Raw genomic sequence first — 24,713 nt, forward strand, 5'->3', positions numbered from 1 at the left:
GCGCGCTCCTGCCTCGGGCCGCTTTCAAAGTGGCTCGATCGGTCGGGGAGTAGCTCAGCCTGGTAGAGCACTGTCTTCGGGAGGCAGGGGCCGGAGGTTCGAATCCTCTCTCCCCGACCATTTCATCCTAAAATCAGGATATTGACGCAGCCATTTCACATGGAATGGCTGCGTCATGTCTGTTCGTCGGATGCGGCGGCAGACGTATGCTTTCCGCTGCCTGTCCCGTGGGCGAAGCACGATCTCGCGCTCGCCTGCTGACGCGGCCGCTGCATGGCGCTATGGGGCTCGGCCATGGACACACACTGCCATGACATCGAAGCGCCGCTGCGCGTAGCTGCGCTCTATCGCTTCGCCCGCTTCGAGGACTTCGCCAGCCTGCGCGAGCCGCTCGATCGGCTTTGCCGGGAACAGGGCATCCGCGGCACGCTGCTGCTGGCCGCCGAGGGCATCAACGGGACCATCGCGGGAACGCCGGAAGGTATCGACACCGTGCTGGCGCACATTCGCGCCCTGCCCGACTGCGCGGATCTCGACGTGAAGCTGTCGAGCGCTTCGGTCATGCCCTTCCACCGCATGAAAGTGCGCCTCAAGCGCGAGATCGTGACGATGGGCCAGCCGGACATCGATCCGCGCGCCAGCGTCGGCACTTATGTCGAAGCGCAGGACTGGAACGCACTGATTTCCGATCCCGACACCATCGTGATCGATACCCGCAACGACTACGAAGTGGCCGTGGGCACCTTCGAAGGCGCGATCGATCCCCGGACGCCAAGCTTCCGCGACTTTCCCGAGTGGTTCCGACAGGAACGCGAACGCCTGCTGGGCGCCGGCAAGCCGCCCAAGGTCGCGATGTTCTGCACCGGCGGCATTCGCTGCGAGAAGTCGACGGCTTTCCTGAAACAGGAAGGCATCGAGGACGTCTTCCACCTCAAGGGCGGCATCCTGAAATACCTCGAGACGGTACCCGAAGAGGAAAGCCTCTGGCGTGGCGAATGCTTTGTGTTCGACCAGCGGGTTACGATCGGCCACGGGCTGGTCGAGGGCTCTTACTCGCTATGCCATGCCTGCCGCCGTCCAGTGAGCAGGGAAGATGCTGCTTCGCCACTCTACGAGGCGGGCGTGAGTTGCCCGGCGTGCCATGGCGAGCGCACCGAGGAGCAGCGCGAATCCTATCGCGAACGGCACCGCCAGGAGGCTCTGGCCGCGGCCCGGGGCGAGGCCCATGTCGGCGCCCATTTCGATCCCGTCCGGCCCGAACAGCGCGATGACCGCAACGCCTGATCCAGTCCTCTACAGCTTTCGCCGCTGCCCTTACGCAATGCGCGCAAGGCTGGCGCTGATGATGAGCGGCACCGCGTGCGAGCTGCGCGAGGTGAAGCTGTCGGCCAAGCCCGAGGCGATGCTGGCCGCTTCCCCGAAGGGAACGGTGCCCGTGCTCGTCACCGCCGAAGGCGAAGTCATCGACGAGAGCATCGACATCATGCGTCGTTCGTTGCAGCGCAACGATCCCGAAGGCTGGCTGGAGCGTGACGACGCAGACCTGATCGCCCGCAACGACGGACCGTTCAAGCACGACCTCGACCGCTTCAAGTATCCCGAGCGCCATGGCTCCGATGCCCTTGCCCACCGCGAGGCCGGCCTTGCGGTACTGCGCGATCTGGACGCGCGCCTGGCGGGGCAAGGTCAGTTGTGCGGAGTGCAGCGTGGACTGACCGACATGGCGATCATGCCGTTCGTACGCCAGTTTGCCGCGGTCGACCGGGCATGGTTCGACAGCCAGCCGCTGCCACACCTCAAGTCATGGCTCGAGAGCCATCTCGAGAGCCATCTGTTCAAGGCGATCATGCTGCGGCCCAAGCCCTGGTCGCCGGGCGATCCGATAGTCCGTTTCGCGGCACCGGAAGGTCCCTCGCCATGAAAACGTGGCCTCCCGGCAATGCCGAGAGGCCATACAGGCGCTAATCTTGTACTTTGTCCGCATTATGCGGTTGGTGCGACCCGAAAGGCTCTTTGCTTGCGAAAACCCTTTTCGGTTTGAGCGGGGCCGGACACCCCCCAGCGCCGGCCCCCGCTCAGATGTCCCCCCGATGCTTGCGCCTCAGGGGATGCGCTCGAAGTGGGCGGCGAGAATGCCGGGCACCGCTTCGAAATCGCGCGACTTGTGAAGGTACTGATCGGCCCCCGCAGCCAGGCAGCGCTGCCTGACCGAAGCATCCGACTGGTTCGTCAGCACGATGATGAAACAGGTGCTGCTGACCTTGCGGATCGCCTGTACCACTTCCAACCCCGAAAGAAGCGGCATGGCGAAATCGAGGATGACCGCGTCCGGCCGCTTCGCTTCGAAGCTCCTCTTTGCCTCCAACCCATCGTAAACCGGACCGACGATCTCGAACTGTCCCGTTTCCCCCACGAGATCCGCCAGCCGGACAGCGACGCTGCGTGCATCGTCTGCAATCAGCACGCAGCGTCGCTTCCCCATGCGGGCCACCCCCATGCTGGCCCGCGCCTGTGCCTTGCCAACGCCCCCCTGGCTTTTGACAAGGCCTCCACACTGCCCCCCGTAAATTGCCTCGGTGACCATGGGGCCAGAATAGGGATTTGCGCCAAGGGGTCTTGTCGGAACGTTCGGCAGCCGGTGTCAGAAAATTGACTACACGGGCATCGGCATATTCAGGGCGACCGGGAAGCGAACCGCGTCGTCGGCGCGCTCACCGCGCTAGTTCACCAGGTCGTGCTGCATGGCGTAGCGCGCCATTTCCACGGCATTGGCAAGGCCCGTCTTTTGCCGGATCCGGGCGATGTAGGTGGCGACCGTCTTGTCGCTGATTGCAAGGTCTGCCGCGACTTCCTTCACGGCGCGGCCCATTGCCAGCCTCTTCAGGATTTCCAGTTCACGTTCGGAGAGTCTTTCGTGCGGCAGTGGCTCGCTGTCTTCGCGGATGCCACGGGCTATGGCGGCAGCAACGTCTGCGTGCAGGTACGTGCCGCCTTGCGCCACCATCTCGATCGCCCGGACAAGTTCATCGGGCGGCAAGTGCTTGTTGATCAGGCCGTTCGCGCCGGCCTTGATCGAACGCACCGCGAAGGAAACCTCTCCCTCGGCGGTGATGACGAGGATCGGAACCCCGGCGTTGACGTCCCGGATGCGGCCGAGCACTTCAAGGATGTCCATGCCGCCCGGCATCATCATGTCGAGCAGGATGAGCCCCCAGTCGCCTTGCGAGACATTTTCGACGACAGCCTGCGAATCCCCTGCTTCGGCCACTTCCACTTCGCCGAAAATCTCGCGCACCATGGACAGCAACCCGCGCCGCGTAATGGCGTGATCGTCCGCAACGAGGATCTTGCCGATCGCCATGTCCGTCATTTGGGCACCCTGGCGCTGACTTGCGCCCCGCTCGGAGCATTCGGGACGATCCGTATGGAGCCGCCGAACAGCTCAACCCTCTCGCGCATGCCCAGAAGGCCGAGCGAAGTTCCTTCCCTGGGGATCTCGGCGAAGCCCTTGCCGTCGTCCGTCACCGTCAATCGCCATTCGTCGTCGGTCGCCTCGAATTCGATGCGGACATGGCTCGCCTGCGCGTGCCGGATGATATTGGTGAGCATTTCCTGCAGGACCCGGAAGAAGGCCGTGGCGATTTCCGGCGGCGGCAGGTCGCTCTCGTCGATCCGACATTCGGCGGTCAGGCCATTGCGCAATTCGAAACGGCGCGCCTCATCCTCCATGGCCGCAGCAAGGCCCAGGACGTCCAGCGCGCTGGGCCGCAATTCCGCGGCGATGCGCCGGACCGTCTCGATCGTGGCGTCGATCAACTCACTGGCATCGTTGAGCTTGGGGACCAGGATGTCCGCCAGCGGCGAGTCCGCGTCGAGCTTGCGGTTCATCCACCAGACGTCCATCTTCAGCGCCGTGAGCAATTGCCCCAGTTCATCGTGAACCTCTCGGGCAATGCGTTTCTGCTCTTCCTCGCGCACGGTGTTGAGGCGCGCCGTAAGCTGCCGCATCTGCCGGTCGCGGATCTTGAGCATTTCGAACTGGGCGCGCATCTGCGCTTCCTGCTTGCGCTTCTCGGTCACGTCCCGGCAGATCGCGCCGAACTGCTGGATGGTCCCCTGCGCATCCGGGAGGCCGAAGGCGACCACTGAAAGCGTCATCTGCCGACCGTCTCGTGCCAGCAGGGTAATCTCGTGCTCGCCCGCACTGGCGCCCTGTAGGGCACCGGCCAGAATGCCGCGTTGCTCGACCGCGCTCTCGACATCGACGGCGCGCAGCAGATCGTGCGCCCGCGTGCCGACGGCCTCTGCCGAGGCATATCCGAAGATGCGTTCCGCGGCGGGGTTCCAGCTCGTGATCGTCCCGTCCGGCCCGCCGCTGAACACCGCATCGCCGGATGCTTCGACGATACCCGCCAGCAGCGCGTGCAACTGCTCTGCCCGCTGGCGCTCCGAAGCTTCACGCGTTCGGGCCACGGCATAGCGAATGGCCCGCGCCAATGCCGTGCCCTTGAGATCGGACTTGGGAATGTAGTCCTGCGCACCGGCCTCCAGGCATTGGAGCGCCAGGCTTTCCTCGTCCAGGCCGGTCAGAACGACAATCGGCGCATCGCTGGCGACACTGCGGATGGCGTGGACGCATTCAACGCCGTTGCCATCGGGCAGGCCAAGGTCGAGCAGGACGGCAGTGACGGCCGCATCGCGCAGGGCCTCGGTCGCCCTGGCGATCGAAGTCGCGTGGATCAACTGCGATCGCTGGTCGGAGAGAATTTCTTCGATGTAATCGGCATCGCCGGGGTTGTCTTCCACCAGCAGGATCGGACCGAGGTCCTCGACATGGTGGCCGCCGGGGCCGTTATCCCGATCTCCTGCCACCAAGGCCATCACGGCAACTGGGCGACCGATAGCCAGAAGTTTTCGATCTCCTTCACCCGGGACTGGAATTCCTGCAGCCCCACCGGCTTGGTGACGTAGCAATTGGCGCCCAGATCGTAGCTTTCCTCAACGTCGGGCCGGGCATCCGATGAGGACAGCACCACGACCGGGATACGCTTCAACCGTTCGTCCCGGCGAATTTCCCGCAGCACGCCATGGCCATTGAGGCGGGGCAGGTTCATGTCGAGCAGGATGAGGTCGGGCTGCGCGGCATCCTGATAGGGCGCGCGCGCATGGAGATAGTCGCAGGCCTCGACGCCGTCCTTCACGACCACCGGATCGCAGGCAAGCGGACCGGGCTGCAGCGTTTCGGTGATCAGGAAGGCATCGGCTTCGTTGTCCTCAACGATCAGTAATCGCACCTGACTGCCCATGCCCTGGCCTCTTCAATCTGAGATTTGCGCCTGAACCGTTCCGCATCGACAGGCTCAATCGGCACGATATGACTTGCCAGCCGGAAATCAAGCTAAAGCAAACGGATAGGTACAATCAAGTATAGCACCGCCGCCCGGAACCAAGGTAACAAGGATTTAACCATCCCACCCCTTACGCAAAGGGTCATTTCCGCGCTGGATAGGGCCGGATTACGCAATCGTTTGCCCTAAAGATCGGCGGGAAGCGTGAAGAAGAACGTGGTACCCCTGCCCGGCTCCGATTCGACCCGGATCGATCCGCCGTGGCGCTCGACGATTCGCTTGGAAATGGCGAGGCCGATCCCGCTACCCTCAAAGGCCGACCGCTCATGCAGGCGCTGGAACATCTGGAAGATGCGGTCCGCAAAGCGCATCTCCATGCCGATGCCGTTGTCGCTTACGGCAAATCGAACCATCCTGCCCTCCACCTCGGATAGAACGCGAACCCTTGGCGGTTCATCCCCGCGGAACTTGAGCGCGTTGCCGATCAGGTTCTGGAACAGCTGGGCAAGCTGCACCTCATCGCCCCGCACGCGGGGAAGGTCGTCCCACTCGACCATGCCGCCGCATTCTTCGAGCCGACGCTGGAGTGTGTGGACCACGCGGTCCACGACGGCATTGGTCTCTACCGGAACCGGAGGCTTGCCCTGCGATCCCACGCGCGAATAGGCCAGCAGGTCGGAGACGAGCTGCTGCATCCGCCTTGCACCGTCCGATGCATAATGGATGAACTTGTCCGCCCGCTCGTCAAGCTGACCGGTATAGCGCTGGCTCAGCAGTTCAACGTAGTTCGCGACCATGCGCAGCGGTTCCTGCAGATCGTGTGACGCGACGTAGGCGAACTGCTCCAGCTCGGCATTGCTGCGCTGGAGTTCGAGATCCTTGAGCTTGCGCGCACTGATGTCACGGATGATCGAGGAGGCGCCGATAACCGTACCGGATGCGAGCAGGATCGGCGAGACCGTGATCGATACGTCGAGCATGCTGCCATCCTTGCGTCTGCGCACGGTCTCGAAGTGATCGATATGTTCCTTGCGATGGATCCTTGCGAGTATCTCGGTTTCTTCTTCGGCCCTTTCCGCGGGGATCAGCATCTGCATCGGGCGGCCAATCGCCTCGCGCGCGCCATAACCGAAGAGACGTTCACCGCCCCTGTTCCAGCTGGTGATGATACCATTCAGATCCTTGCCGATGATGGCATCGTCCGAGGATTCGACAATGGCGACGAGGCGCGCCTCGGTGCGGTTGATACGGCCGATCTGGGCACTGGTGACGACCACCATGGCGCCAAGGGTTATGATCATGATCACGGCAACGGCAGCAAAGCCGAACGAGGTTCCGACAAGACCGACGCCGACCAGCCAGTTCGCCGCGCCGCCGATCACGAAAGGCGCGATCACCGCAACCGGCATCATCAGCTGGAAAGCGCTGCGCGCCTGCGGGCCGGTCGCGACATGCCTCAGCCAGCCCCGTTTCGGATCGAGCATCAGGATCGCCATGGCGAGCAGCGTCACGACCAGCGCCGTGGGAAAGGCCATGGCCGAAAAGCCAAGGACCTGGGTCAGCGCAGCAACTTCATAGGCATAGCCGACGATCGCGCTGCCCGAGATCATCAGGGCACCGATCGCCAGGCCGGCGCCAAGGTAATAGCGCTGTGCGCCGATAGCGGCGATGGCGCCGGACAGAAGCAGGAAGCTTACCGCCGTCGCGGGAGAAAAGCGCCCCATGCCTGGTCCCATGAGGTACCCGGCATCGCCCAGGTCCAGGGCATACTGCCCCAGGGCCACCAACGATATGGCCGCGACCAGCGCGCAGGCGACCATCCAGACGATCCGCCACCCTGTCCGCTCATCCCGATCCTTTGCAATGACGGCGATCACCACAAGGATCGCGCAGGCTGCGGTCGCAAGCGAAGTCTTCGCCGCCCCTACCCCGAAACTGGTGAGCGCCGGCAAGCCGAGCATCCAGCCCGCGGCAGCCACGCCGGAATAGAGTGCGACCACTCCGGCCAAACCGCGGCGCGTCAGAGCGAGCATGGCATCCAAGACCTGAGCAGCACCGGCGTCCTCCCGAATTTCATCGCCCTGACAATGTCTTGCGACTAACGCTTCAGGTCAATCTCTCTTTCCGGTCGTGCCAATCCAACCGGACTTTGGCGCCTGCCGTGACGTTCATCTGTCCGTCCCGCCCCGGCATTGATTTACTCGAAAGTAACTATCTCCCAACAGTTCGTATCCTGCGCCACCGAGTGGAGACCGTGACAAGATCCCGGAATTTTCTGAATACGGTCAATGACCTGTACTCGCGCGTCGGGCTTTTCATCGCTTCAACGGTGCTGCTCGGATCGCTCCTCATTGGCTCAAGCTTCATCGCCTGGCGGGCCAATGTCCAGCAGCAGGAACTGGCGCGGCTCAATTCCGAAACGATTGCCCTGTTGCGCGATGCCCACCGGATCAGGCTGGCTGCGCTCGAAGCGCTGCGCGGGCAGCGCGGCTACCTGCTGACAGGCGACCCGCGCTATCTCGAACCCATGCTCGAAAGCGAACGCGAGCTTCCCGGCCTCATGGCAGCCCTGCGCAGTCACATAGACGGTAACGAGGAAAACACCCGGGAGCTCCAGCGGCTAGGGAACGAGGTGCAGAGCTATTTCATGGACCTTCGCACCGTGATCGTCTTCGAAAACGCCGGGTTGAAGAAGGAGATGCTCGATGTCGTGCGAACCGGGCACGCCCGTCGCTCAATCAACCGGATCAATGCGGACGTCCAGCGGATCGTCACGCGCGAACGCGCGCGGCTCGGCTCGGTCAACGCCAAGACCCGGTCGGTCAACAATATCCTGCCGATGTACCTTCTGGTCATGACCACCGCCGGTGTCTGCCTGCTGTTCACGACATCGCTGACGGTAATCGCGCTTCGCCGGTCCATCGCGCGCGAACGCACCTACCAGCAGGAGCTGCGCTATATCGCCCAGACCGACGAACTGACCGGCATTGCCAACCGGCGCGAATTCCTCGCCGCTCTCGATCGGTCGATCGCCTTCGCGCGCCGCAACCAGTCAGAATTTTCGCTCGCCATCTTCGACATCGACCATTTCAAGGGCATCAACGACAGCTACGGCCATGCTGCCGGCGACGACGTGATCCGCCGCGTTGCGAAGCTGGCCGTCGGCGCCGTGCGCGCCTGCGACCTTGTCGGCCGGATCGGCGGGGAGGAATTCGACATACTTCTGCCCAATGCCGATGGACAGGAAGCTGGGGCCGTCTGCGAAAGATTGCGCGTGGCGATCCATTCGCAGGCGATGGAAGTGCCACCGGATTCAGCGGTGCCGGTCACGATCAGTTCCGGCGTCGCGCAGCTCGATCCGATAGAGAATGCCAACAAGCTGATGGAGCGGGCCGATCGGGCGCTCTACGAAGCCAAGCACGGCGGGCGCGACCAGGTTCGCCTCGCTGCGTGATTCTCGGTCGCGCGGGATTTAACCGCCGCGCAACAGTTGCACGCCCCAATCGCGCTCGAACAGGTAGAGCAGCAGTCGCGCCGCTTCGCCGCGCGCACCCGACAGGCCGCCGTCGCGCTCGATCAGCAGCCTGGCATCGTCATGCGCCAGCGGCAGCAATTTCTGGATCTGCTCCAGCGTGGCAAGACGGAACGGCGTGTCGCCGGACTGACGCGTGCCGAGCAACTCACCGCCACCGCGCAGTTCCAGGTCCTCCTCGGCCAGCCGAAAGCCGTCCTGTGTCTCGCGCATCAGGGCCAGGCGCTGGCGTGCGGTTTCGCTGAGCTGTTGCCCGCGCAGCAGCAGGCAGGTCGATTTCTCGCTGCCACGCCCGACACGGCCGCGAAGCTGGTGGAGCTGCGCCAGCCCGAAACGCTCGGCCTGCTCGATCACCATCAGCGTGGCATTGGGCACGTCGACGCCGACTTCGATCACCGTCGTCGCCACCAGCACTTTGGCCTCGCCGCTCGCGAAGCGCTCCATCGCCGCGTCCTTGGCCTCGGGCTTGAGTTGGCCGTGGACAAGGACGACGTCCTCCCCGAACCGCTCCTTTAGCGAGGCATAGCGCGCCTCGGCGGCGGCAAGGTCGTCGCTCTCGCTTTCGCGCACCATCGGGCAGACCCAATAGGCCTGTTGCCCGGTCTCCAGATGGCGGACAATGGCACCGACGACATCGTCCATTCGCTCGACCGAAACCACGCGCGTGTCGATCGCCTGACGTCCGGGCGGCAGTTCGTCCAGCCGCGAAACTTCCATCTCGCCATACTGCGCCAGCGTCAGCGTGCGCGGGATCGGCGTGGCGGTCATCGCCAGGGTATGCGGCGTGCGCCGTCCCTTGCGCGCCAGCATCAGGCGCTGCCCGACGCCGAAGCGGTGCTGCTCGTCGATCACCACCAGCGCGAGGTTCTTGTAGGAAACGGTATCCTGGAAGATCGCGTGGGTGCCTACGACGATATCGATGGAGCCGTCGATCAACCCCATCAGGATCGATTCGCGCGCCTTGCCCTTGTCGCGTCCGGTGAGCAGGGCAATCTCGACGCCGGTGCCCTGCGCCATGCGCGACAAGGTTTCATGGTGCTGGCGAGCCAGAATTTCAGTGGGGGCCAGCAGCGCCGCCTGTGCCCCCGCTTCGACCGCGATCAGCATCGACGAGAGGGCAACCACGGTCTTGCCCGAGCCCACGTCGCCCTGCAGCAGGCGCAGCATCGGCGACTTCTGTGCAACATCGCCCTCGATCTCGCCGATCGAGCGCTTCTGCGCCCCGGTCAGCTCGAAAGGCAGCCGCAACTTCGCGCGCAACGAACCGTCCCCCGCCAGCGGCGTACCGGACTGCGCGCGGTTGCTTTCGCGCACAAGCATCAGCGCCAGCGCATTGGCGAGCAGTTCGTCATAGGCCAGACGGTCGCGCGCAGGGCCATTCACCCCCTTGTGCGCTGCCAGCAGGGCCTCGCGCCAGACGGGCCACTTCATCTTCCCGAGCAGTCCCGGCTCGATCCATTCAGGCATTTCCGGCAGGACTTTGAGCGCCTGCTGCACCAGCCCGGATACGCGCCCCTGCGTCAGCCCCTCGGACAGCGGATAGACCGCCTCGCACAGTTGGCCGTGCAGCGCCTGCCTGCTTTGCGCGACATGTTCGGGATGCACGATCTGCAGCATCTGCCCATACTGGTCGAGGCGGCCTGCGATCCAGCGCGTCTCTCCCACCGGCAGCAGCTTGCGCGCAGTGTACGAGGCGCGCCCGAAGTAGGTGAGCGTGCAGATATTGCCCGCCACGTCCTCGGCGATGACCCGGAACGGCCCCCTGCCGGCAGATGCCCGGTGCTCGCGCACGGTCAGGGCGACGATGATGTTTTCGCCCACCCCCGCATCGTCGAGATTCTCGACCGCGCGACGCTCGACGAACCGGTCGGGCAAGTGGTATGCAAGGTCCCTGATCCGCGTGAGTCCGAGCTTTTCAAGCGGACGCCGCAGTTTCGGACCGACACCGTCGAGAGCATCGACTTCGACGAACAGGGAATTGAGCGCTTCAGGCCTCATGAGGAGCCTCTTAGCGCGAGACTGAAGCGTTTCGCCAGACGCCAGGGAACAGGGATGGGGACAGCGTTGTTGGCCTTACAGGCATGACCGGAAAAGGAGAATCGGATGCTTTTGCCCAACGGAACCGTGTTCGCTATCGTCGACGGCGAGAAGTTCGAGCTTTATCGCAACTCCGGAATCGAAGCCGAGCCACGGCTCACGGCGTTGACGGTTCCCGAACTGGAACCCACCAATTTCAGCGCAGGCGCGCGTGAACACGATGCCGGATCGCGCCACAAGGCCCGAACCGGAGACCCCAGCAACGACTCGCTCGACGAGCGCGCCCACGTCGCGGCAGTGACCGACTGGCTCAACCGTCAGGTGCTTGAGCGGGAGATCGACCAGCTGATCGTCGTCGCCGATCCGCGCTCGCTGGGCGAAATGCGACGCCACTATCACAAGGAACTCAAGCAGGTGCTGGTCGGCGAAGTGGCCAAGACGATGACCGGACGCCCGCCAGCAGAGATCGTGCGCGCCCTGCACGACTGAGCCCCGGGGCCCCGGCCCCACTTGCTCATGACAGCGCCGTCGCGTAACGGCGCTGTCATGGCCGACGAAAACGCTTCCGAACTCTCGCCCCGTCTCGCGCGCATGAAGTTTCGCGCCTGGCATCGCGGAACGCGCGAAGCCGATTACATGATCGGCTGCTTCTTCGACCGTTTCCACCATACCTGGTCCGAAGCCGAGCTCGACCTGTTCGAGAAGATCATCGAGGAAGAGGACGTCGACATCATGGCCTGGGCGCTTGGCACCCAGACTATCCCCATGGAATACCGCGGGCCCATGCTCGAGCGCATGATGAAGCTCGACTACGTTGAGATCCCGCGCTGACCTGACCTGAACTGCCTGCCGTGCGGCTACAGGGACGAAACGACGTGCCCGCCGTCGACCGGAATGACGACGCCGGTCATGTAGCGTGAGGCATCGGAGCAAAGCAGCAACAACGGGCCATCGAGGTCCTCGAACTCCCCGAAGCGACGTTGCGGGATGCGTTTGGCAAGGGCCTCTCCCGCCGGGCTGGCGAGGAAATCGTTGTTCATCGCGGTAGCGAAATACCCCGGCGCCAGCGCATTCACGCGAATGCCGTAGCGCGCCAGTTCCAGCCCCATCTGCCGCGTCATCTGCACGACGCCGGCCTTCGACATCGCATAGGCCGCCAGTTGTCCGCCCTGCCTCAGGCCGAGGATGGATGCGACGTTGACGATGGCGCCACCCTTCCCGCGGTCGCGCATTCCGCGTGCTGTCGCAGTCGCGACGAGGAACGCGCCGCGCAGGTTGGCATCCATGATGAAGTCGAAGTCGGCTTCTTCGCAGTCGAGTATCCCCACGGCCTTCGAAACGCCGGCATTGTTGACCAGGATATCGATGTCCCCGGCCTGCTCGACTGCGCTGCGTACGCTTTCGCCGTCGGTCACGTCGAGCGCCACAGGCACGGCCGCAACACCGAAGTCCCGGACAATCTCGCCGGCAAGCTGCTCGAGCGCATCCTGACGCCGCGCGGCGAGCACGACTTGCGCACCGGCCCCGGCCAACACGCGGGCGAAATGCCGCCCCAGCCCGCTCGATGCTCCCGTAACCAGCGCGCGCCGGGCGACCAATTGCCTGTCGATCATCGTTCTCTCCTGCCTCGTCCCGTCGCGATGCGGCACCAAGTTCGGCCCGGCAACTATCAACAAGATTGAAATTCCCTGCCGACCCCTTATCAGCCGCGCTTCCCGCCATGCCCGATTTCCAGCGACTACTCTCGGCCACGACGCCCCTCACCCTCGCCGCGGTAACGCGCGGCGCGCAGCCGCTCGTGATGGCCGACCTCGCCCGCGCGGCAAAAGGACGCGCCGTCTTCATCGCCGACAACGAAGCGGCGATGAGCGCGATTGCCGAGGCAGCGAAGTTCTTCGCGCCCGAACTCGACGTCGTCGAATTCCCGGCATGGGACTGCCTGCCCTACGACCGCGCCAGTCCGGCCCTGTCGGTGAGCGCACGGCGGCTTGCGGCGCTCTACCGGCTTCAGGCGAAGCGCAGCGGACCGCAACTGCTGGTCACTACCGCCAATGCCGTGCTCCAGCGCGTCCTCACCCCGTTCCGCATCCGGGAATCGGTCCGCCTGATCAAGCCGGGCATGGAAATCGGCCACGAAAGCCTGATCGGCCTGCTGCGCCGCCAGGGCTACCAGCGAACCGATACCGCGATCGACGCGGGCGAATTCGCCGTGCGCGGGTCGATCTTCGACATCGTGCCTTCGGGCCTGGACGGCGGTCTGCGCCTCGACTTCTTCGGGGACGAGCTTGAAACGCTGCGCCTCTTCGATACGGGCACCCAACGCTCCACCGGCACCATCCCCGAGCACCTGCTCGTGCCTGCCAGCGAAGCCCTGCTGGACGACGATACGGTCAAGCGCTTCCGCAGCCGTTACCGAGAGATGTTCGGCGCCCATGCCACAGCCGACCCGCTCTACCAGGCGGTCAGTGACGGACGCCGCCTCGCGGGCATGGAGCACTGGCTTCCGCTGTTCGAGGAACGCCTCGTCAGCCTGTTCGACCACTTGTCGGACGACGACCTGATCGTTGCCGACACTTCCGCCATCGGCGCGACCGAAGAGCGGCTCGGCGATATCGCCGACTATCACAAGGCGCGCCTCGATACTTCGGGACAGAAGGCGGGAAGCTATCGCCCGCTGTCGATCGATTCGCTTTACCTCGGCGCCGAGGAACTGGAGCAGGCGCTGTCCGGCTTCCCGGTTCACCGTGCCGATCCCTTCGCCAAGCCCGAAGGCAGCAAGATCATCGACTTCGGCTTTGCCAATGCCCGCGACTTCACGCCCGAACGCGCGCGCGGCGACAATGCCTACGAAGCGGCGGCAAAGCATCTCCACGCCGTCGGCAAGTCCGGACGCAAGCCGATCCTCGCCGCCTATTCGACCGGCAGCCGCGCGCGGCTCGTCTCGATCCTCGGCGAAGCGAGCCAGACCAACAAGTGGGGTCCGGAACCGCGTCTCGCCGATACCTGGCAGGAAGCGCTGGGCCTGGCCGTACAGGGCCGCTCGGCCGCGCTGGTGCTTCCGCTCGAAACCGGCTTTGCGAACGACACCCTGGAGGTCATCACCGAGCAGGACATCCTCGGCGACCGCCTCGTGCGCCGCAAGAAGCGCAAGAAGGACTCCGACGCCTTCCTGGCCGAACTGGCGGCACTGACGCCCGGCGACCTGATCGTCCACATGGATCACGGCATCGGCCGCTACGAGGGCCTGCAGTCGATCCCGGTCGGCCAGTCCCCGCACGACTGCGTGATGCTGACCTATGCCGGCGGCGACAAGCTCTACATCCCGGTCGAGAACCTAGACGTCCTCTCGCGCTACGGCAGCGAGAGCGAGGGCGTCATGCTCGACAAGCTGGGCGGCGAAGCCTGGCAGAAGCGCCGTGCCCGCCTCAAGGAACGCATCCAGGAGATCGCCGGCGAGCTGATGAAAACCGCCGCCGCGCGCGCCTTGCGACAAGCCCCGGCGATGGTTCCGGAGGGATCCGCCTACGACCAGTTCGTCGACCGCTTCCCCTGGCAGGAGACCGAAGACCAGGACAACGCGATTTCCGACGTCCTGGAAGACCTTGCCGCGGGCAAGCCGATGGACCGCCTCGTCTGCGGCGACGTGGGCTTCGGAAAGACCGAGGTCGCGTTGCGTGCCGCCTTCGTTGCCGCCATGGCCGGGCAGCAGGTTGCCGTCGTCGCACCGACCACGCTGCTCGCGCGCCAGCACTTTTCCGGTTTCGCCGAGCGTTTCGCGGGCTTCCCGCTCAACGTCGGTCGCCTCTCGCGTCTCGTGCCCGAAAAGGAAGCGCGCACCACGCGTGAGGGCCTCGCCTCAGGCACCGTGGACATCGTCTGCGGCACCCACGCGATCCTGTCGAAGTCGGTCCAGTTCAAGCGCCTCGGCCTCGTCATCGTCGACGAGGAACAGCGCTTCGGCGTCAATCACAAGGAGAAGCTCAAGCAGCTTCGTACCGACGTCCACGTCCTGACGCTCACCGCAACGCCGATCCCGCGCACGCTGCAGATGGCCATGTCGGGTCTGCGTGAGCTTTCCACCATCCAGACCCCGCCGGTCGACCGCCTTGCGGTGCGCACTTACGTGATGGAATGGGACGACATGGTGATGCGCGAGGCGCTGCTGCGCGAGCACCATCGCGGCGGGCAGAGCTTCATCGTCGTCCCCCGAATTTCGGACATGGCCGAAGTCGAGGACTGGCTGCACAAGCACGTTCCCGAAGTGAAGTGCATCACTGCGCACGGCCAGATGAGCGCTGGCGAAGTGGAAGAGCGCATGAGCGCCTTCTACGAGGGCAAGTACGAAGTCCTGCTTTCGACGACGATCGTCGAATCCGGGCTCGACATTCCGCGCGCCAACACGATCATCATCCACCGCGCCGACCGCTTCGGCCTCGCCCAGCTCTACCAGCTTCGCGGCCGCGTCGGGCGCTCTAAACTGCGCGCCTATGCCTACCTGACCACGCCAGCGAACACCGCGCTGTCGGAAGTCGCCGAAAAGCGTCTCAAGGTGCTGGGCGATCTCGACAGCCTGGGCGCAGGCTTCCAGCTCGCCAGCCACGATCTCGACATTCGCGGGGCGGGCAACCTCTTGGGCGACGAGCAGTCCGGGCACATCCGCGAAGTCGGTTTCGAACTCTACCAGTCGATGCTGGAAGACGCGATCATGGCCGCGCGCGCGGGCGGCGTCGGGCTGGAGAAGGACACCTCGGGCCTCAGCCCGCAGATCACCGTCGATGCGCCGATCATGATCCCGGACGACTACGTCCCCGATCTCGCGGTGCGCATGGCGCTCTATCGCCGCCTCAACGATGCCGAGAGCCAGCAGGAGATCGAATCGCTCTCCGCCGAAATGATCGACCGCTTCGGCGCCCTGCCGCAGCCGACGATCAACCTCATCAAGCTCATCGAGATCAAGCGACAGGCCATCGAGGCGCATATCGCCAAGATCGACGTCGGCGCGCGCGGCACGCTGGTCAGCTTCCACAACGACAGCTTCCCCAATCCTGCCGGTCTTATTGCCTATGCCGAAAGGCTGCAGGGCACGGTCAAGCTGCGCCCGGACAACAAGCTTGTCCTCACGCGTGCCTGGGGCGATCCCAATTCGCGCCTCAACGGCCTGTTCCAGCTGACCAAGGGCCTCAGCGCCGTCGCCCGGAAGGGCTGACGGCTTTGCAGCGGGCGATCAGCCCGCCGCGCGCGCCAGTTTCTCGAACATCGCTGCGCTCATCGGCTGTGCGCGCAGGAAGCCCTGATAGTAGGCGCAGCCTTCCTTCGCCGCGACTTCGCGCTGGGCTTCCTCCTCGATCCCCTCGGCGATCACTTTGAGGTCGAGCGCCTCGGCCATGGCCACGATCGCGCGTAGCACGGCTACGTCACGCTTGTCGCTGGCGACGCCTTCGATCATCGAACGGTCGAGCTTGAGGTAGTGGATCGGCAGGACCTTGAGGTAGCGGAAGTTGCAGAATCCCGCCCCGAAGTCATCGAGCGCAATGCGGATTCCCTGCGAAGAGAACTCGGCCATCGTCTGCGCGGCCAGGGTTACGTCACTGATCATCGCCTGCTCGGTCACCTCCAGCGTCAGGCGGCGCAAGGGAAAGCCGCTCTCACGGACAAGGTCGAGCATCTGGCGCACGTAACTGCCAAAAGCGAGATCGGCCGGCGTGACGTTGATCGAAAGGCGCAGGTCGCCGGACCAGTTGCGGGCAGCAGCGAGTGCCTTGTGGGCGATATGGCGCGAAAGCGGTGCCACGTGGTCGGCGCGCTCGGCAATGGAAAACAGCGCCCCGGCGCCGATACGGCCGAGTTCGCGATGGTTCCAGCGCGCCAGCGCCTCGGCACCGGTCAGACGGTCGTCTTTCAGGCTGAACTGGGGCTGGAACAGGATTTCGATTTCATCGCGGTCGATGGCACCGAGCAGGTCGGCCTCGAGCTGCGCGCCCGAGCGGCCCGGTGGCGTGACTTCTCCGTCGGCCCAGGCGAGGCGACCACTCTGCTGTTCGTGCACGCCCTGCAGCGCATGGCCGAGCCGGTCGAGCATCGAATCCACGCTCTCGTCATCGAGAGCCCGAATCAGCGCGATCCGGGGAGACAGGCGCAGCACGCCCGACGGCACCGCAATCGGGCGCGCGATGGCTTCGGCAAGCTGGTCTGCGAAAAGCTGCCAGCGCTCGCGGCTGCACGCCTCGTTGGCGATCAGCAGGAACGTGCCGCCCCCGGCCCGTGCCACCATCCAGGCGCCGTCCAGTTCGTCTTCCGCAAAGTGGCTGATTCGCGAAGCAACTTCCTCCAACGCGCCGTCTCCGGCCGCTGCGCCATAGGCGATATTGATCGCGTCGAGCCGCCGCAGCCCCAGCAACAGGGCGTGGACATGGGCGTGCTGCGGAGCGCATGCTCCATCGGCACGCCAAAGTTCAATTCGCTCGCGCACGACTTCCAGACCGGGAATCCCGGTCAGACGCGCCTCGATACCTCGTGCCCCGCTCAATGCCAGCCCTTGCTGTATGCCACCCATGACGTGCAGCCTTAGCGCAAAGCCCTTGCCAAACCGTTCAAAATTTTTCAGCCCCAGCAACTCGGGCAACACCCGCCCCGATCCCGGGCAGATGGAATATGGGGGAACATTCCTTGAGTAGCGAACCGAAGCTTGCCCTCGTGGTCTCGAACAGCGCCAAGGCGCAGGCCGGGGCCGACACCTTGCGCAACTCGCACAACTGGGTTTCGCCGGAGGAGGCGGACATCCTCGTGGTCCTGGGCGGAGATGGCTTCCTGCTTCATGTCCTGCACGAAATGCTGGACAGGGACTGGCTGAAGCCCTGCTACGGATTAAATCTTGGCACCGTGGGTTTCCTGATGAACCACCCGCACGGGCAACAGCAGATCGCCAAGCGGGTCGCAGAAGCGCACCCCGTCCCCGTCAGCCCGCTGCGCATGGACGCGGTGGACCGTTCGGGCAAGGAATTCAGCTACTACGCCATCAACGAAGTCTCGATGCTGCGCGAAACGCGCCAGACCGCGAAGCTGGAAGTGCGCATCAACGGTCGGGTTCGCATGGACGAACTGGCAGGCGACGGCATCCTGGTGGCAACGCCTGTGGGATCCACGGCCTACAACCTCTCGGCCAACGGACCGATTCTGCCGCTCGGCTCGCGCATGATGGCACTGACGCCGATCAGCCCCTTCCGCCCGCGCCGGTGGAAAGGCGCGATCCTGCCCGAAAGCGCCGAGGTCGAGTTCCGGATTCGCGAACCGGAAAAGCGCCCCGTCGCCGCCGTCGCCGACCAGAAGGAAGTGCGCGAGGTCCAGTCGGTACGAATCCGTGCAGCGACCGAGAAGGAACTGACGATCCTGTTCGACCCCGGCTACACGCTGGAAGAGCGGATCTTCGCCGAACAGTTCCAGGTCTGACCCGCAGGAAAACAAGGGCGCGAAAATTTTGTCAAAATTTCCTGCGCCTCGGGCTTGCCAACCCAATCAGTGCCGCTTATAGGCGCACCCCTGCCCCGCGGTGGAGACACTGCAGGGCTGCTCCCCGATAGCTCAGCGGTAGAGCATTCGACTGTTAATCGAATGGCCGTAGGTTCGAATCCTACTCGGGGAGCCACTTTCTTCCTTCCTCCACGAAGGGAAAAAACAAGCGGCCTTAGGGCCGCTATTTTTTTGCCCGATGCAAACGAATCGCCCTCTCGCAATGCCGGACCGATTCGCCGAACGGGGTAGCCCCATCTAATCCGAAAGAAGTAGATCAGGCCGGGCTGCTATCAGCCCGCATGACACCCATGCGCCTTGTTGCACCGCAACATCGACTGCCATACCCGAAGATGCGCCCGGCCTCCTGACGCTTGGCCGATCGCATGAAGGGATCGGGTATCCATGAAGATCCAGATCTATTGCCGCAGCTTCGCTCCAGCCGTCGGCGGAATGGAAAAGCTGATGGAAGTGCTGGCCATGCAGTTTCATCGCGAGGGCCATGACATCGCCGTCGTCACCGAGACCGAAGGCAGCGCCGATCTGCCCTATCCGGTACATCGGCGACCCGGCTTCGCACGCTACCTCTCTCTTTGCCGCGACAGCGACATAATCCTGACCGCACCGCTGTCGATGCGGCGCATTCTGCCCCAGGCGCTATCGCGAAGGCCGATCGTGGCCGCCCCGCCCGATCCCTTCGTCTGGACGAACCGGAAAGAGCGCATCGCGGCAGCGATCAAGTGGTGGGCGAGCGCACGCGTCGATAACATCGTGCCCAGCCGGTACATGGCGACGCGCTTTGCCCGCGCCACCGTCATCATGAATCCCTACGACGAGGAGACGTTTCACCTGCCGCCCCCCGGATCGCCGCGGGAAGGCATTCTTTTCGTCGGCCGCCTCGATGCGCGCAAGGGCGTGTCCCTGCTCGTCGAAGCCTTTGCGAAGATCGCCGCACGCCAGCCGCAGGCGCACCTCACGATCGTCGGCGACGGGGGCGAGCGCGACGCCATCGCAGTGCAGATCACCGGACGGGGCCTTGTCGACCGCGTTACCCTTGCCGGAACGCTGCGGGGCCACGCGCTGGTCTCCGAAATGCAGCGGCACGCGATCATGGTGGTTCCCTCGATTACCGAAGAACCTTTCGGGATCGTGGCGCTGGAAGGGCTCGCCTGCGGTTGCCGGATGGTCATTGCACGCTCAGGGGGCCTCCCGGAAGCGGTCGGCCCTTTCGCCCTGACGTTCGCGCGGGGCGATGCCGATGACCTTGCCGCCCGCCTGATCGAAGCCCTTGGCGAGCGGGACCCACCCTCGCCCGAATCCGTCTCGCGCCACCTGCAGCAGTTCCGTCCCGCAGTGATCGCCCGCCAGTACCTGGAAGTGCTGCGCAGCGCCGCCGCCTAGAGCAGGCTTGCCTTGGTCACCCAGGAGGTTCAGCCTCGCTGCATCGGGACAGGCGAAGGGAGCAGAGGCAATGACTGGCATGCGACTTGGAAAAGCGCGTCGACTTGGTTTGACCGGGGCGCTGATCCTCCTGGGCGCGGCGTCGCCCCTTGCCGCGCAGGACGCTTTCGAAACGGCCCAGATCCTCTCCGGCACGGCGCAGCAATCGGGTGCGGGCCGCTCGCTGGGCTCCGCTATTTCGCGCAGCATGAACGCAACCGCGCAGGCCATTGAAGGCGGTCAGGTTCGGCCGGCCCGGATCGAAACGAGCAGCAGACGGCGACACAACTCACGAAGCAGCGCCGCAGTCCCAAGTCAGGTTGCCCCCGTTCCTGGCGGTGTCGATGCCCTGACCAGCACCGATGCGCCTGCATACCGGACCGACAGCGGCGCGACGATCCGCACGAGCGGCGGACTGATCGCAACGCCCACGGGCACGTGCGTCGAAAACTGCCCCGAGCCCTGAAGCAGGCGCAGGCATTTCAGGTCGGCAATCCGGAATGCGGATTTGCTTACGGCACACAAAAAAAGCCCGGCGGGGAAGCCGGGCTATTTTTGTGTGGAGATATGGCAAACTGTGGGGTTTGAGCTTGTTCTACCGCAGCTCTTGAGCGTCATAGTTCTTCCACGCTGGTTAAGAATTATCGGCTCATCATGGTTAACAACCAGTTTACGTTTACCTCAGGAAGCTAACGTAGACTTCTTGAAGTAAGAAACCTTGTTATATTTCAAGACGATGAAGGCTATAAAAACGATAAGATAAATAATCCAAAAAATCGCAGCGAATGGCGCTTCGTTACCCCAGGCATGGCGCGCGATATACGTCGCGGCCAGTGCGAGTGGCGCTCCCCAGACCACGCCATCCCATCCGGCCCGCAGAACCGGCTCGTCGCGACCACGCCTGCGGCGCTTTCCGAGCCAAATATATGTGCCCGTTGCACAGATCGCGGTGAGCGCCGCTCCGAAGACGACATAGGCGATTTTCACCCAGAGCCCGCCGAAGTTGCCGAAGTGCAGGTCATATGTCGATGCCGCGGCCTGTTGACCCAACGCGCCATCGGCCAGCCCGACGGTGCCGGTGAACCGCCCCCCGGCGTCGAAGCCGTAGTACTCGCCGAAGATCAGTCGCCGCTCGGGCTTGCCGATCAGCCGCATGGCCTGCCCTGCGGTCTGCGGGTCCTCTAGCACGACGTAGTCCACGGCCACGTCCGGCTGGGCGCTGGCCATGTAACGCAGCGCGCTCGCCACATCGGGCACTGGCGCGGCCGCCTTGTCGGGCGTGGGTTCCTCACCGAAGATCGTCGCGAAGACGGCCTCGGTATCGCCGCCGTAGCTTGCACTGGCGACCGAAAAGGCTGTCAGGCTCGCCAGACCGATCGCAGCGCCAGTCAGGGCGATGGCGATCGAGAACGGCAGCGTCCACACGCTCAGGCGGTTATGCCAGTCGGCGAGCCCCACCCCGCCCTTGTCCCGCGCGCGCAGGCGGAAGGCGTCGCGGAAGATGCGCGGATGCGCCACGACACCGGACAACGAAAGCGCCAGCATCATGACACCCAGCCCCCCGACAATGGAAATACCGATGAGGCTGGGCAAGTTGAGCTTGTAATGCAGCGCTACGAGGAAGTCGGTCCACGCGATCTCCTCCGTCTCTGCCAGCGAACCGTCAGGATGGAGGTGGCGCGCACCGTTGTCCGTGGTGATCGTCGCGCGTGGCAGGTCCGCGCTGGGCATGTGCACGTAGAGATGACCGGTCGCCGGCTTGCCCGCCTCGGCGGCCAGCATCGCCTCCACCCCGCGCTGGACCGCATCGGGCGAGATATGCGTCATTTCCGGCGCGGCCGATTGCTCAATCCGCTGCAGTTCCTTGGCGAACACGCAGATCGTGCCTGTAAGCGAGACGAGATAGAGCAAGGCCCCGGCCACCAGTCCGATGGCAGCATGGGCGGAAAGGGCGCGCTTGACCGTACCCGGTTCGATGGCGGCACTCATGTCATGGCTCCGATCAGATAGGCGGGAACGGCCGCGACCGCAGCGATGGCGAGCATGACGACCTGGCGGCGGCGGTTACCGGTCATCATCAGGGCGTAGGCGAGCCCCATCCAGGCCAGCGGTGTAACGAAAAGGCTGATCGCGTTGGCGTTGGCCTCCCCTGCCCCGGCAACAAGTGCCAGCAGACGCCCCGCCATCGCAAGCGCCAGCGATGACGCCAGCGCGAGGATCGCAACGAAGGTGAAAGTCACGATGCGCCGTCCGATACCCAGCGGAGCCCCGTTCTCGGGCAACATGCCGACCCGACGGTTCGATGCCAGTGCCTTGCCCGGCGGCGACGTCCAGGCTGCCCATCCCAGAAGTACGAAAGCCAGCGCCATCGCTACAATGGCCTCGACCGCAGCCCCCCACGCACCGGCGCTCGCCCAGCCCAACGCGGTGGACAAGGCCAGCGAGCCCCAGGCCGCGAGGTTGAGACCATGCGAGCGGGTGCGACGCGACCATGACCGGCGCAGCATCGCCACGCCTGCCACTGCCAGCACCGCGCCGAGAGAGAGGACCGCGTCACCCATCATCAGAAGTGGTAGCTCACCGTGCCGAACACGTTGCGCGCTTCGCCCATGAAGCAGTCGCCTCGGGCGAGACAGGAGGAGTAGAAGCGCTTGCCCAGCAGGTTGGTGGCATTGACCCGGAAAGACCAGTTCTGCCAGTTCACCTCGGCCAGCGCATCGACCAATGTGTATCCGGGCGTGCGAAGACCATCGGGGAAGGCGGCGCCATAGGAGCGCTGCGCGCCGGTGTGGCGCACACCGCCTCCCAACAGAAGCGAGACGTCCGCAGAGAGCTGGAACGGCCGCGTCGCCCAGAGCGATGAATTGTACTTGGGCACGTTGTCGAGCTGCTGCCCGGTCCCTGCCATTTCGGCCTTGTTATAGCTGAAGTTCGCAAGGATCTGGAACTCGCCCGGCAGTACGGTGCTTCCCTCGACCTCGATACCCTTGGAGAAGGCTTCGCCGATCTGCCTCATGCCGGTAATGACATTGCCGGGATTGTCAGGATCGTCGATGGCCACCGAGACCGGGCGATTGCGCTCCTTGATGTGGTAGGCGGTAATCGTCAGCAAAGTCGCTTCACCCGGATGGAACTTCACGCCCGCCTCGAACTGGCGACCACGCTTGGGCCGGTAGACATCACCGTCGACAGTGGTGCCGGCAATCGGCTCGAAACTCTCGGTAAAGCTGAAGAACGGCGAGACGCCGGAAACCAGCTCACCGATTACGCCAGCGCGGAACGAGGTCGCACTGTCATCGATGGCCTTCACACCGAAGCTGCGCGAAGTCACCTTGTCCCGGCGAACGCCAACGACGACGGAAACCCGGTCGGCAAAGCGGGCCTGGTCCTGCAGATAGAGACCCAACTGCTCCTGCCTGGTATCTTCGGACAGCGCGGACCCTGGCGGCAGACCGCCGCCAAAATCGCTCAGGGCATCGCGGTCGATATTGTAGATATCGATAGTTTCCCTAGCCCTGCCGCTGATCTTGCGAACGCGGTTCCAGCTGTAGTCGACACCGGCCAGCAGCTTGTGCTCGACAGCACTGCCGGTGTTGAAGTCGAACTGCACATTGTTGTCGGTTGAGAAGATTTCCATCCGCGCCTTCGAGCCCGAGGCAATCAGCGTGATCAGCCGCTGGTCTTCATCGAGATAGGGATCGGTCGGGTTCGAATAGCTGTTCGGGTAATGCGAGAAATAGGTCAGGTCGCTATCGATGTAGCGCGTCTTGAGGTTGACCTTCACGGCATCGCTGAAGCGGTGGCCCAGCATGGCCGTGCCCTGCAGCAGGCGGCCGTCATAGCGGTCCCATCCCGGCTTGCCGACGAACAGGCTGTTCTTCAGCCTGCCGTTGGGATTGGGCAGGATCGTGCCGACCAGCGGCAGGAACTGTGAGGTCGAGCCGCCGTCATCCTCCTGATAGAGGCCGATAAGCGTCAGGTCGGTGCGGGCATCCGGGCGCCAGGTCAGCGACGGCGAGATCATGACGCGGTCGTCGGGAACGTGGTCCGTCTGCGTACCGGAATCGCGAACCCGCGCGACCACCCGCCCGGCGAGCGTGGACGAGATCGGCCCGGTCAGGTCGGCCAGCATTTCCTTGCGATCGTGCGAACCGTAGAGCAGCGAAACATCGCCCGCGCTCTCGAACTGCGGCTTCTTCGATTCCAGGTTGATGATGCCGCCGAGCGAGCCCTGACCGAACAGGACCGATGCCGGGCCGCGGATCACCTGCACGGACGAGAAGTTGTACGGATCGGCGCGAATGCTGGCGTAGTAGCTGTAGATGTCACGCATGCCATCGCGGAACTGCAGGGCATTGATACCACGCACGAAGCCGCCATCGACGCGGCTGTCGGGGCCATAAGGGTTGGACTGGACACCCGCGACATAGCGCAGCGTGTCGCTCACCGAAATCGCACCCTGGGCGGTATAGAGCTCTTCCGGGATCACCGTGACCGGCTGCGGCGTCTGGATCGCCGGGGTATCCGTCTTCAGGGCCAGACCGCTGTTCTCGCGCTCACCCGTGACAATGATGTCACTACGAACATCCGCAGCTTCCTCTGCCATAGCAGGCAGCGACACCAATGCCGTGCAGCATACGGCCATAATCCGGATCGTCTTCATGAAATCCCCTGTTGACTGAACGGCGACCAGTTAACGCGAGTCATTATCATTAGCAAGTCCGCCGTTGCAATTTATCGTTGCGCATCAATGGCAATCGCTTGCACCCCGCAGAAACGGCGCCCTTGCGGACACAAAAAAGAGCCCCGGAGGATCACTCCGGGGCTCCCGTTCTCTCTGCTATGCCAGC

General features: G+C 64.2%; 20 protein-coding genes and 2 tRNA genes. 11 read left to right on the forward strand and 11 right to left on the reverse strand.

The window, feature by feature from the left end; all coding sequences use genetic code 11:
• Positions 1-43 precede the first annotated feature (43 nt).
• The 3 genes from B5483_RS05525 to B5483_RS05535 all read left to right on the forward strand — a co-directional run bounded on the left by B5483_RS05525 (position 44) and on the right by B5483_RS05535 (position 1,921).
• A tRNA-Pro gene (locus tag B5483_RS05525) sits at positions 44-120 on the forward strand.
• A gap of 174 nt (positions 121-294) precedes the next feature.
• The gene (gene trhO / locus B5483_RS05530; protein WP_079729692.1) at positions 295-1,284 is read left to right on the forward strand and encodes an oxygen-dependent tRNA uridine(34) hydroxylase TrhO; all 990 of its coding nucleotides are present in this window, start codon (positions 295-297) and stop codon (positions 1,282-1,284) included.
• Positions 1,268-1,921, forward strand: coding sequence for a glutathione S-transferase (locus B5483_RS05535; protein WP_054947364.1), 654 nt, complete (start codon positions 1,268-1,270; stop codon positions 1,919-1,921). The genes trhO and B5483_RS05535 overlap by 17 nt, the downstream gene beginning before the upstream one ends.
• A gap of 180 nt (positions 1,922-2,101) precedes the next feature.
• Here the strand turns inward: B5483_RS05535 and B5483_RS05540 are convergent, their stop codons facing one another.
• The 5 genes from B5483_RS05540 to B5483_RS05560 all read right to left on the reverse strand — a co-directional run bounded on the left by B5483_RS05540 (position 2,102) and on the right by B5483_RS05560 (position 7,381).
• Positions 2,102-2,584 carry a response regulator gene (locus B5483_RS05540; RefSeq protein WP_245828824.1) on the reverse strand — a complete coding sequence of 161 codons (483 nt, stop codon included), beginning with the start codon at positions 2,582-2,584 and terminating at the stop codon, positions 2,102-2,104.
• Positions 2,585-2,719: 135 nt separating this feature from the next.
• Positions 2,720-3,370: a response regulator gene (locus B5483_RS05545; protein WP_245828825.1), complete on the reverse strand. Its 651-nt coding sequence runs from the start codon at positions 3,368-3,370 to the stop codon at positions 2,720-2,722.
• Positions 3,367-4,881, reverse strand: a complete 1,515-nt coding sequence (locus tag B5483_RS05550) for a response regulator (protein ID WP_054947362.1) — start codon at positions 4,879-4,881, stop codon at positions 3,367-3,369. The genes B5483_RS05545 and B5483_RS05550 overlap by 4 nt, the downstream gene beginning before the upstream one ends.
• Positions 4,881-5,294 carry a response regulator gene (locus B5483_RS05555; RefSeq protein WP_245828826.1) on the reverse strand — a complete coding sequence of 138 codons (414 nt, stop codon included), beginning with the start codon at positions 5,292-5,294 and terminating at the stop codon, positions 4,881-4,883. The genes B5483_RS05550 and B5483_RS05555 overlap by 1 nt, the downstream gene beginning before the upstream one ends.
• 239 nt (positions 5,295-5,533) lie before the next feature.
• Complete coding sequence (locus B5483_RS05560; RefSeq protein ID WP_139383909.1) at positions 5,534-7,381, reverse strand: PAS domain-containing sensor histidine kinase; 1,848 nt, start codon at positions 7,379-7,381, stop codon at positions 5,534-5,536.
• 221 nt (positions 7,382-7,602) lie between these two features.
• Here B5483_RS05560 and B5483_RS22795 point away from each other — a divergent pair, with 221 nt between their 5' ends.
• Positions 7,603-8,802: a sensor domain-containing diguanylate cyclase gene (locus B5483_RS22795; RefSeq protein ID WP_176167952.1), complete on the forward strand. Its 1,200-nt coding sequence runs from the start codon at positions 7,603-7,605 to the stop codon at positions 8,800-8,802.
• Positions 8,803-8,820: 18 nt separating this feature from the next.
• Here B5483_RS22795 and recG read toward each other — a convergent pair whose 3' ends face one another.
• Positions 8,821-10,878, reverse strand: a complete 2,058-nt coding sequence (gene recG, locus B5483_RS05575) for an ATP-dependent DNA helicase RecG (protein ID WP_079729696.1) — start codon at positions 10,876-10,878, stop codon at positions 8,821-8,823.
• A gap of 105 nt (positions 10,879-10,983) precedes the next feature.
• On the opposite strand from recG, the gene B5483_RS05580 reads away from it, so the two are divergent.
• The gene (locus B5483_RS05580) at positions 10,984-11,406 is read left to right on the forward strand and encodes a host attachment protein (RefSeq protein WP_054947356.1); all 423 of its coding nucleotides are present in this window, start codon (positions 10,984-10,986) and stop codon (positions 11,404-11,406) included.
• Between the two features lie 57 nt (positions 11,407-11,463).
• Positions 11,464-11,748 (forward strand): FAD assembly factor SdhE, encoded by a 285-nt coding sequence (locus B5483_RS05585; protein WP_054947355.1) that lies wholly within the window; start codon positions 11,464-11,466, stop codon positions 11,746-11,748.
• A gap of 26 nt (positions 11,749-11,774) precedes the next feature.
• On the opposite strand, the gene B5483_RS05590 is transcribed toward B5483_RS05585, so the two are convergent.
• The gene (locus tag B5483_RS05590; RefSeq protein WP_079729697.1) at positions 11,775-12,530 is read right to left on the reverse strand and encodes an SDR family NAD(P)-dependent oxidoreductase; all 756 of its coding nucleotides are present in this window, start codon (positions 12,528-12,530) and stop codon (positions 11,775-11,777) included.
• Positions 12,531-12,637: 107 nt separating this feature from the next.
• Between B5483_RS05590 and mfd the strand changes: the two genes are divergently transcribed.
• Positions 12,638-16,123 (forward strand): transcription-repair coupling factor, encoded by a 3,486-nt coding sequence (gene mfd / locus B5483_RS05595; protein ID WP_079729698.1) that lies wholly within the window; start codon positions 12,638-12,640, stop codon positions 16,121-16,123.
• Positions 16,124-16,141: 18 nt separating this feature from the next.
• Here mfd and B5483_RS05600 read toward each other — a convergent pair whose 3' ends face one another.
• Positions 16,142-17,470, reverse strand: coding sequence for an EAL domain-containing protein (locus B5483_RS05600; RefSeq protein ID WP_079729699.1), 1,329 nt, complete (start codon positions 17,468-17,470; stop codon positions 16,142-16,144).
• A gap of 98 nt (positions 17,471-17,568) precedes the next feature.
• Between B5483_RS05600 and B5483_RS05605 the strand changes: the two genes are divergently transcribed.
• From B5483_RS05605 to B5483_RS05620, 4 genes are all read left to right on the forward strand, one after another.
• Positions 17,569-18,363, forward strand: a complete 795-nt coding sequence (locus tag B5483_RS05605; protein ID WP_054947351.1) for an NAD kinase — start codon at positions 17,569-17,571, stop codon at positions 18,361-18,363.
• A 121-nt stretch (positions 18,364-18,484) separates the two neighbouring features.
• A tRNA-Asn gene (locus tag B5483_RS05610) sits at positions 18,485-18,559 on the forward strand.
• A 269-nt stretch (positions 18,560-18,828) separates the two neighbouring features.
• Positions 18,829-19,824, forward strand: a complete 996-nt coding sequence (locus tag B5483_RS05615) for a glycosyltransferase family 4 protein (RefSeq protein ID WP_079729700.1) — start codon at positions 18,829-18,831, stop codon at positions 19,822-19,824.
• A gap of 79 nt (positions 19,825-19,903) precedes the next feature.
• Positions 19,904-20,329: a hypothetical protein gene (locus B5483_RS05620; RefSeq protein WP_139383911.1), complete on the forward strand. Its 426-nt coding sequence runs from the start codon at positions 19,904-19,906 to the stop codon at positions 20,327-20,329.
• 215 nt (positions 20,330-20,544) lie between these two features.
• Here the strand turns inward: B5483_RS05620 and B5483_RS05625 are convergent, their stop codons facing one another.
• From B5483_RS05625 to B5483_RS05635, 3 genes are read right to left on the reverse strand one after another with little or no spacing between them, the layout of a single operon-like run.
• On the reverse strand, positions 20,545-21,852 hold the full coding sequence (locus tag B5483_RS05625; RefSeq protein ID WP_054944130.1) for a PepSY-associated TM helix domain-containing protein: 1,308 nt from the start codon (positions 21,850-21,852) through the stop codon (positions 20,545-20,547).
• A complete protein-coding gene (locus tag B5483_RS05630; RefSeq protein ID WP_079729702.1) occupies positions 21,849-22,427 on the reverse strand; it encodes a hypothetical protein in 579 nt (192 codons plus the stop codon). The genes B5483_RS05625 and B5483_RS05630 overlap by 4 nt, the downstream gene beginning before the upstream one ends.
• Positions 22,427-24,526, reverse strand: a complete 2,100-nt coding sequence (locus B5483_RS05635) for a TonB-dependent siderophore receptor (protein ID WP_079729703.1) — start codon at positions 24,524-24,526, stop codon at positions 22,427-22,429. The genes B5483_RS05630 and B5483_RS05635 overlap by 1 nt, the downstream gene beginning before the upstream one ends.
• Between the last annotated feature and the right edge of the window lie 187 nt (positions 24,527-24,713).

Source organism: Novosphingobium mathurense, from assembly GCF_900168325.1.
Lineage (GTDB): Bacteria > Pseudomonadota > Alphaproteobacteria > Sphingomonadales > Sphingomonadaceae > Novosphingobium > Novosphingobium mathurense.

Coding starts and splice junctions, on each gene's coding strand:
- trhO (WP_079729692.1), top strand. CDS start 295: ATGGACACACACTGCCATGACATCGAAGCGCCGCTGCGCGTAGCTGCG.
- B5483_RS05585 (WP_054947355.1), top strand. CDS start 11,464: ATGGCCGACGAAAACGCTTCCGAACTCTCGCCCCGTCTCGCGCGCATG.
- B5483_RS05580 (WP_054947356.1), top strand. CDS start 10,984: ATGCTTTTGCCCAACGGAACCGTGTTCGCTATCGTCGACGGCGAGAAG.
- B5483_RS05625 (WP_054944130.1), bottom strand. CDS start 21,852: ATGAGTGCCGCCATCGAACCGGGTACGGTCAAGCGCGCCCTTTCCGCC.
- B5483_RS05550 (WP_054947362.1), bottom strand. CDS start 4,881: ATGGCCTTGGTGGCAGGAGATCGGGATAACGGCCCCGGCGGCCACCAT.
- mfd (WP_079729698.1), top strand. CDS start 12,638: ATGCCCGATTTCCAGCGACTACTCTCGGCCACGACGCCCCTCACCCTC.
- B5483_RS05635 (WP_079729703.1), bottom strand. CDS start 24,526: ATGAAGACGATCCGGATTATGGCCGTATGCTGCACGGCATTGGTGTCG.
- B5483_RS05540 (WP_245828824.1), bottom strand. CDS start 2,584: ATGGTCACCGAGGCAATTTACGGGGGGCAGTGTGGAGGCCTTGTCAAA.
- B5483_RS05615 (WP_079729700.1), top strand. CDS start 18,829: ATGAAGATCCAGATCTATTGCCGCAGCTTCGCTCCAGCCGTCGGCGGA.
- B5483_RS05600 (WP_079729699.1), bottom strand. CDS start 17,470: ATGGGTGGCATACAGCAAGGGCTGGCATTGAGCGGGGCACGAGGTATC.
- B5483_RS05620 (WP_139383911.1), top strand. CDS start 19,904: ATGCGACTTGGAAAAGCGCGTCGACTTGGTTTGACCGGGGCGCTGATC.
- recG (WP_079729696.1), bottom strand. CDS start 10,878: ATGAGGCCTGAAGCGCTCAATTCCCTGTTCGTCGAAGTCGATGCTCTC.
- B5483_RS05590 (WP_079729697.1), bottom strand. CDS start 12,530: ATGATCGACAGGCAATTGGTCGCCCGGCGCGCGCTGGTTACGGGAGCA.
- B5483_RS05630 (WP_079729702.1), bottom strand. CDS start 22,427: ATGATGGGTGACGCGGTCCTCTCTCTCGGCGCGGTGCTGGCAGTGGCA.
- B5483_RS05545 (WP_245828825.1), bottom strand. CDS start 3,370: ATGACGGACATGGCGATCGGCAAGATCCTCGTTGCGGACGATCACGCC.
- B5483_RS05605 (WP_054947351.1), top strand. CDS start 17,569: ATGGGGGAACATTCCTTGAGTAGCGAACCGAAGCTTGCCCTCGTGGTC.
- B5483_RS05560 (WP_139383909.1), bottom strand. CDS start 7,381: ATGCTCGCTCTGACGCGCCGCGGTTTGGCCGGAGTGGTCGCACTCTAT.
- B5483_RS05535 (WP_054947364.1), top strand. CDS start 1,268: ATGACCGCAACGCCTGATCCAGTCCTCTACAGCTTTCGCCGCTGCCCT.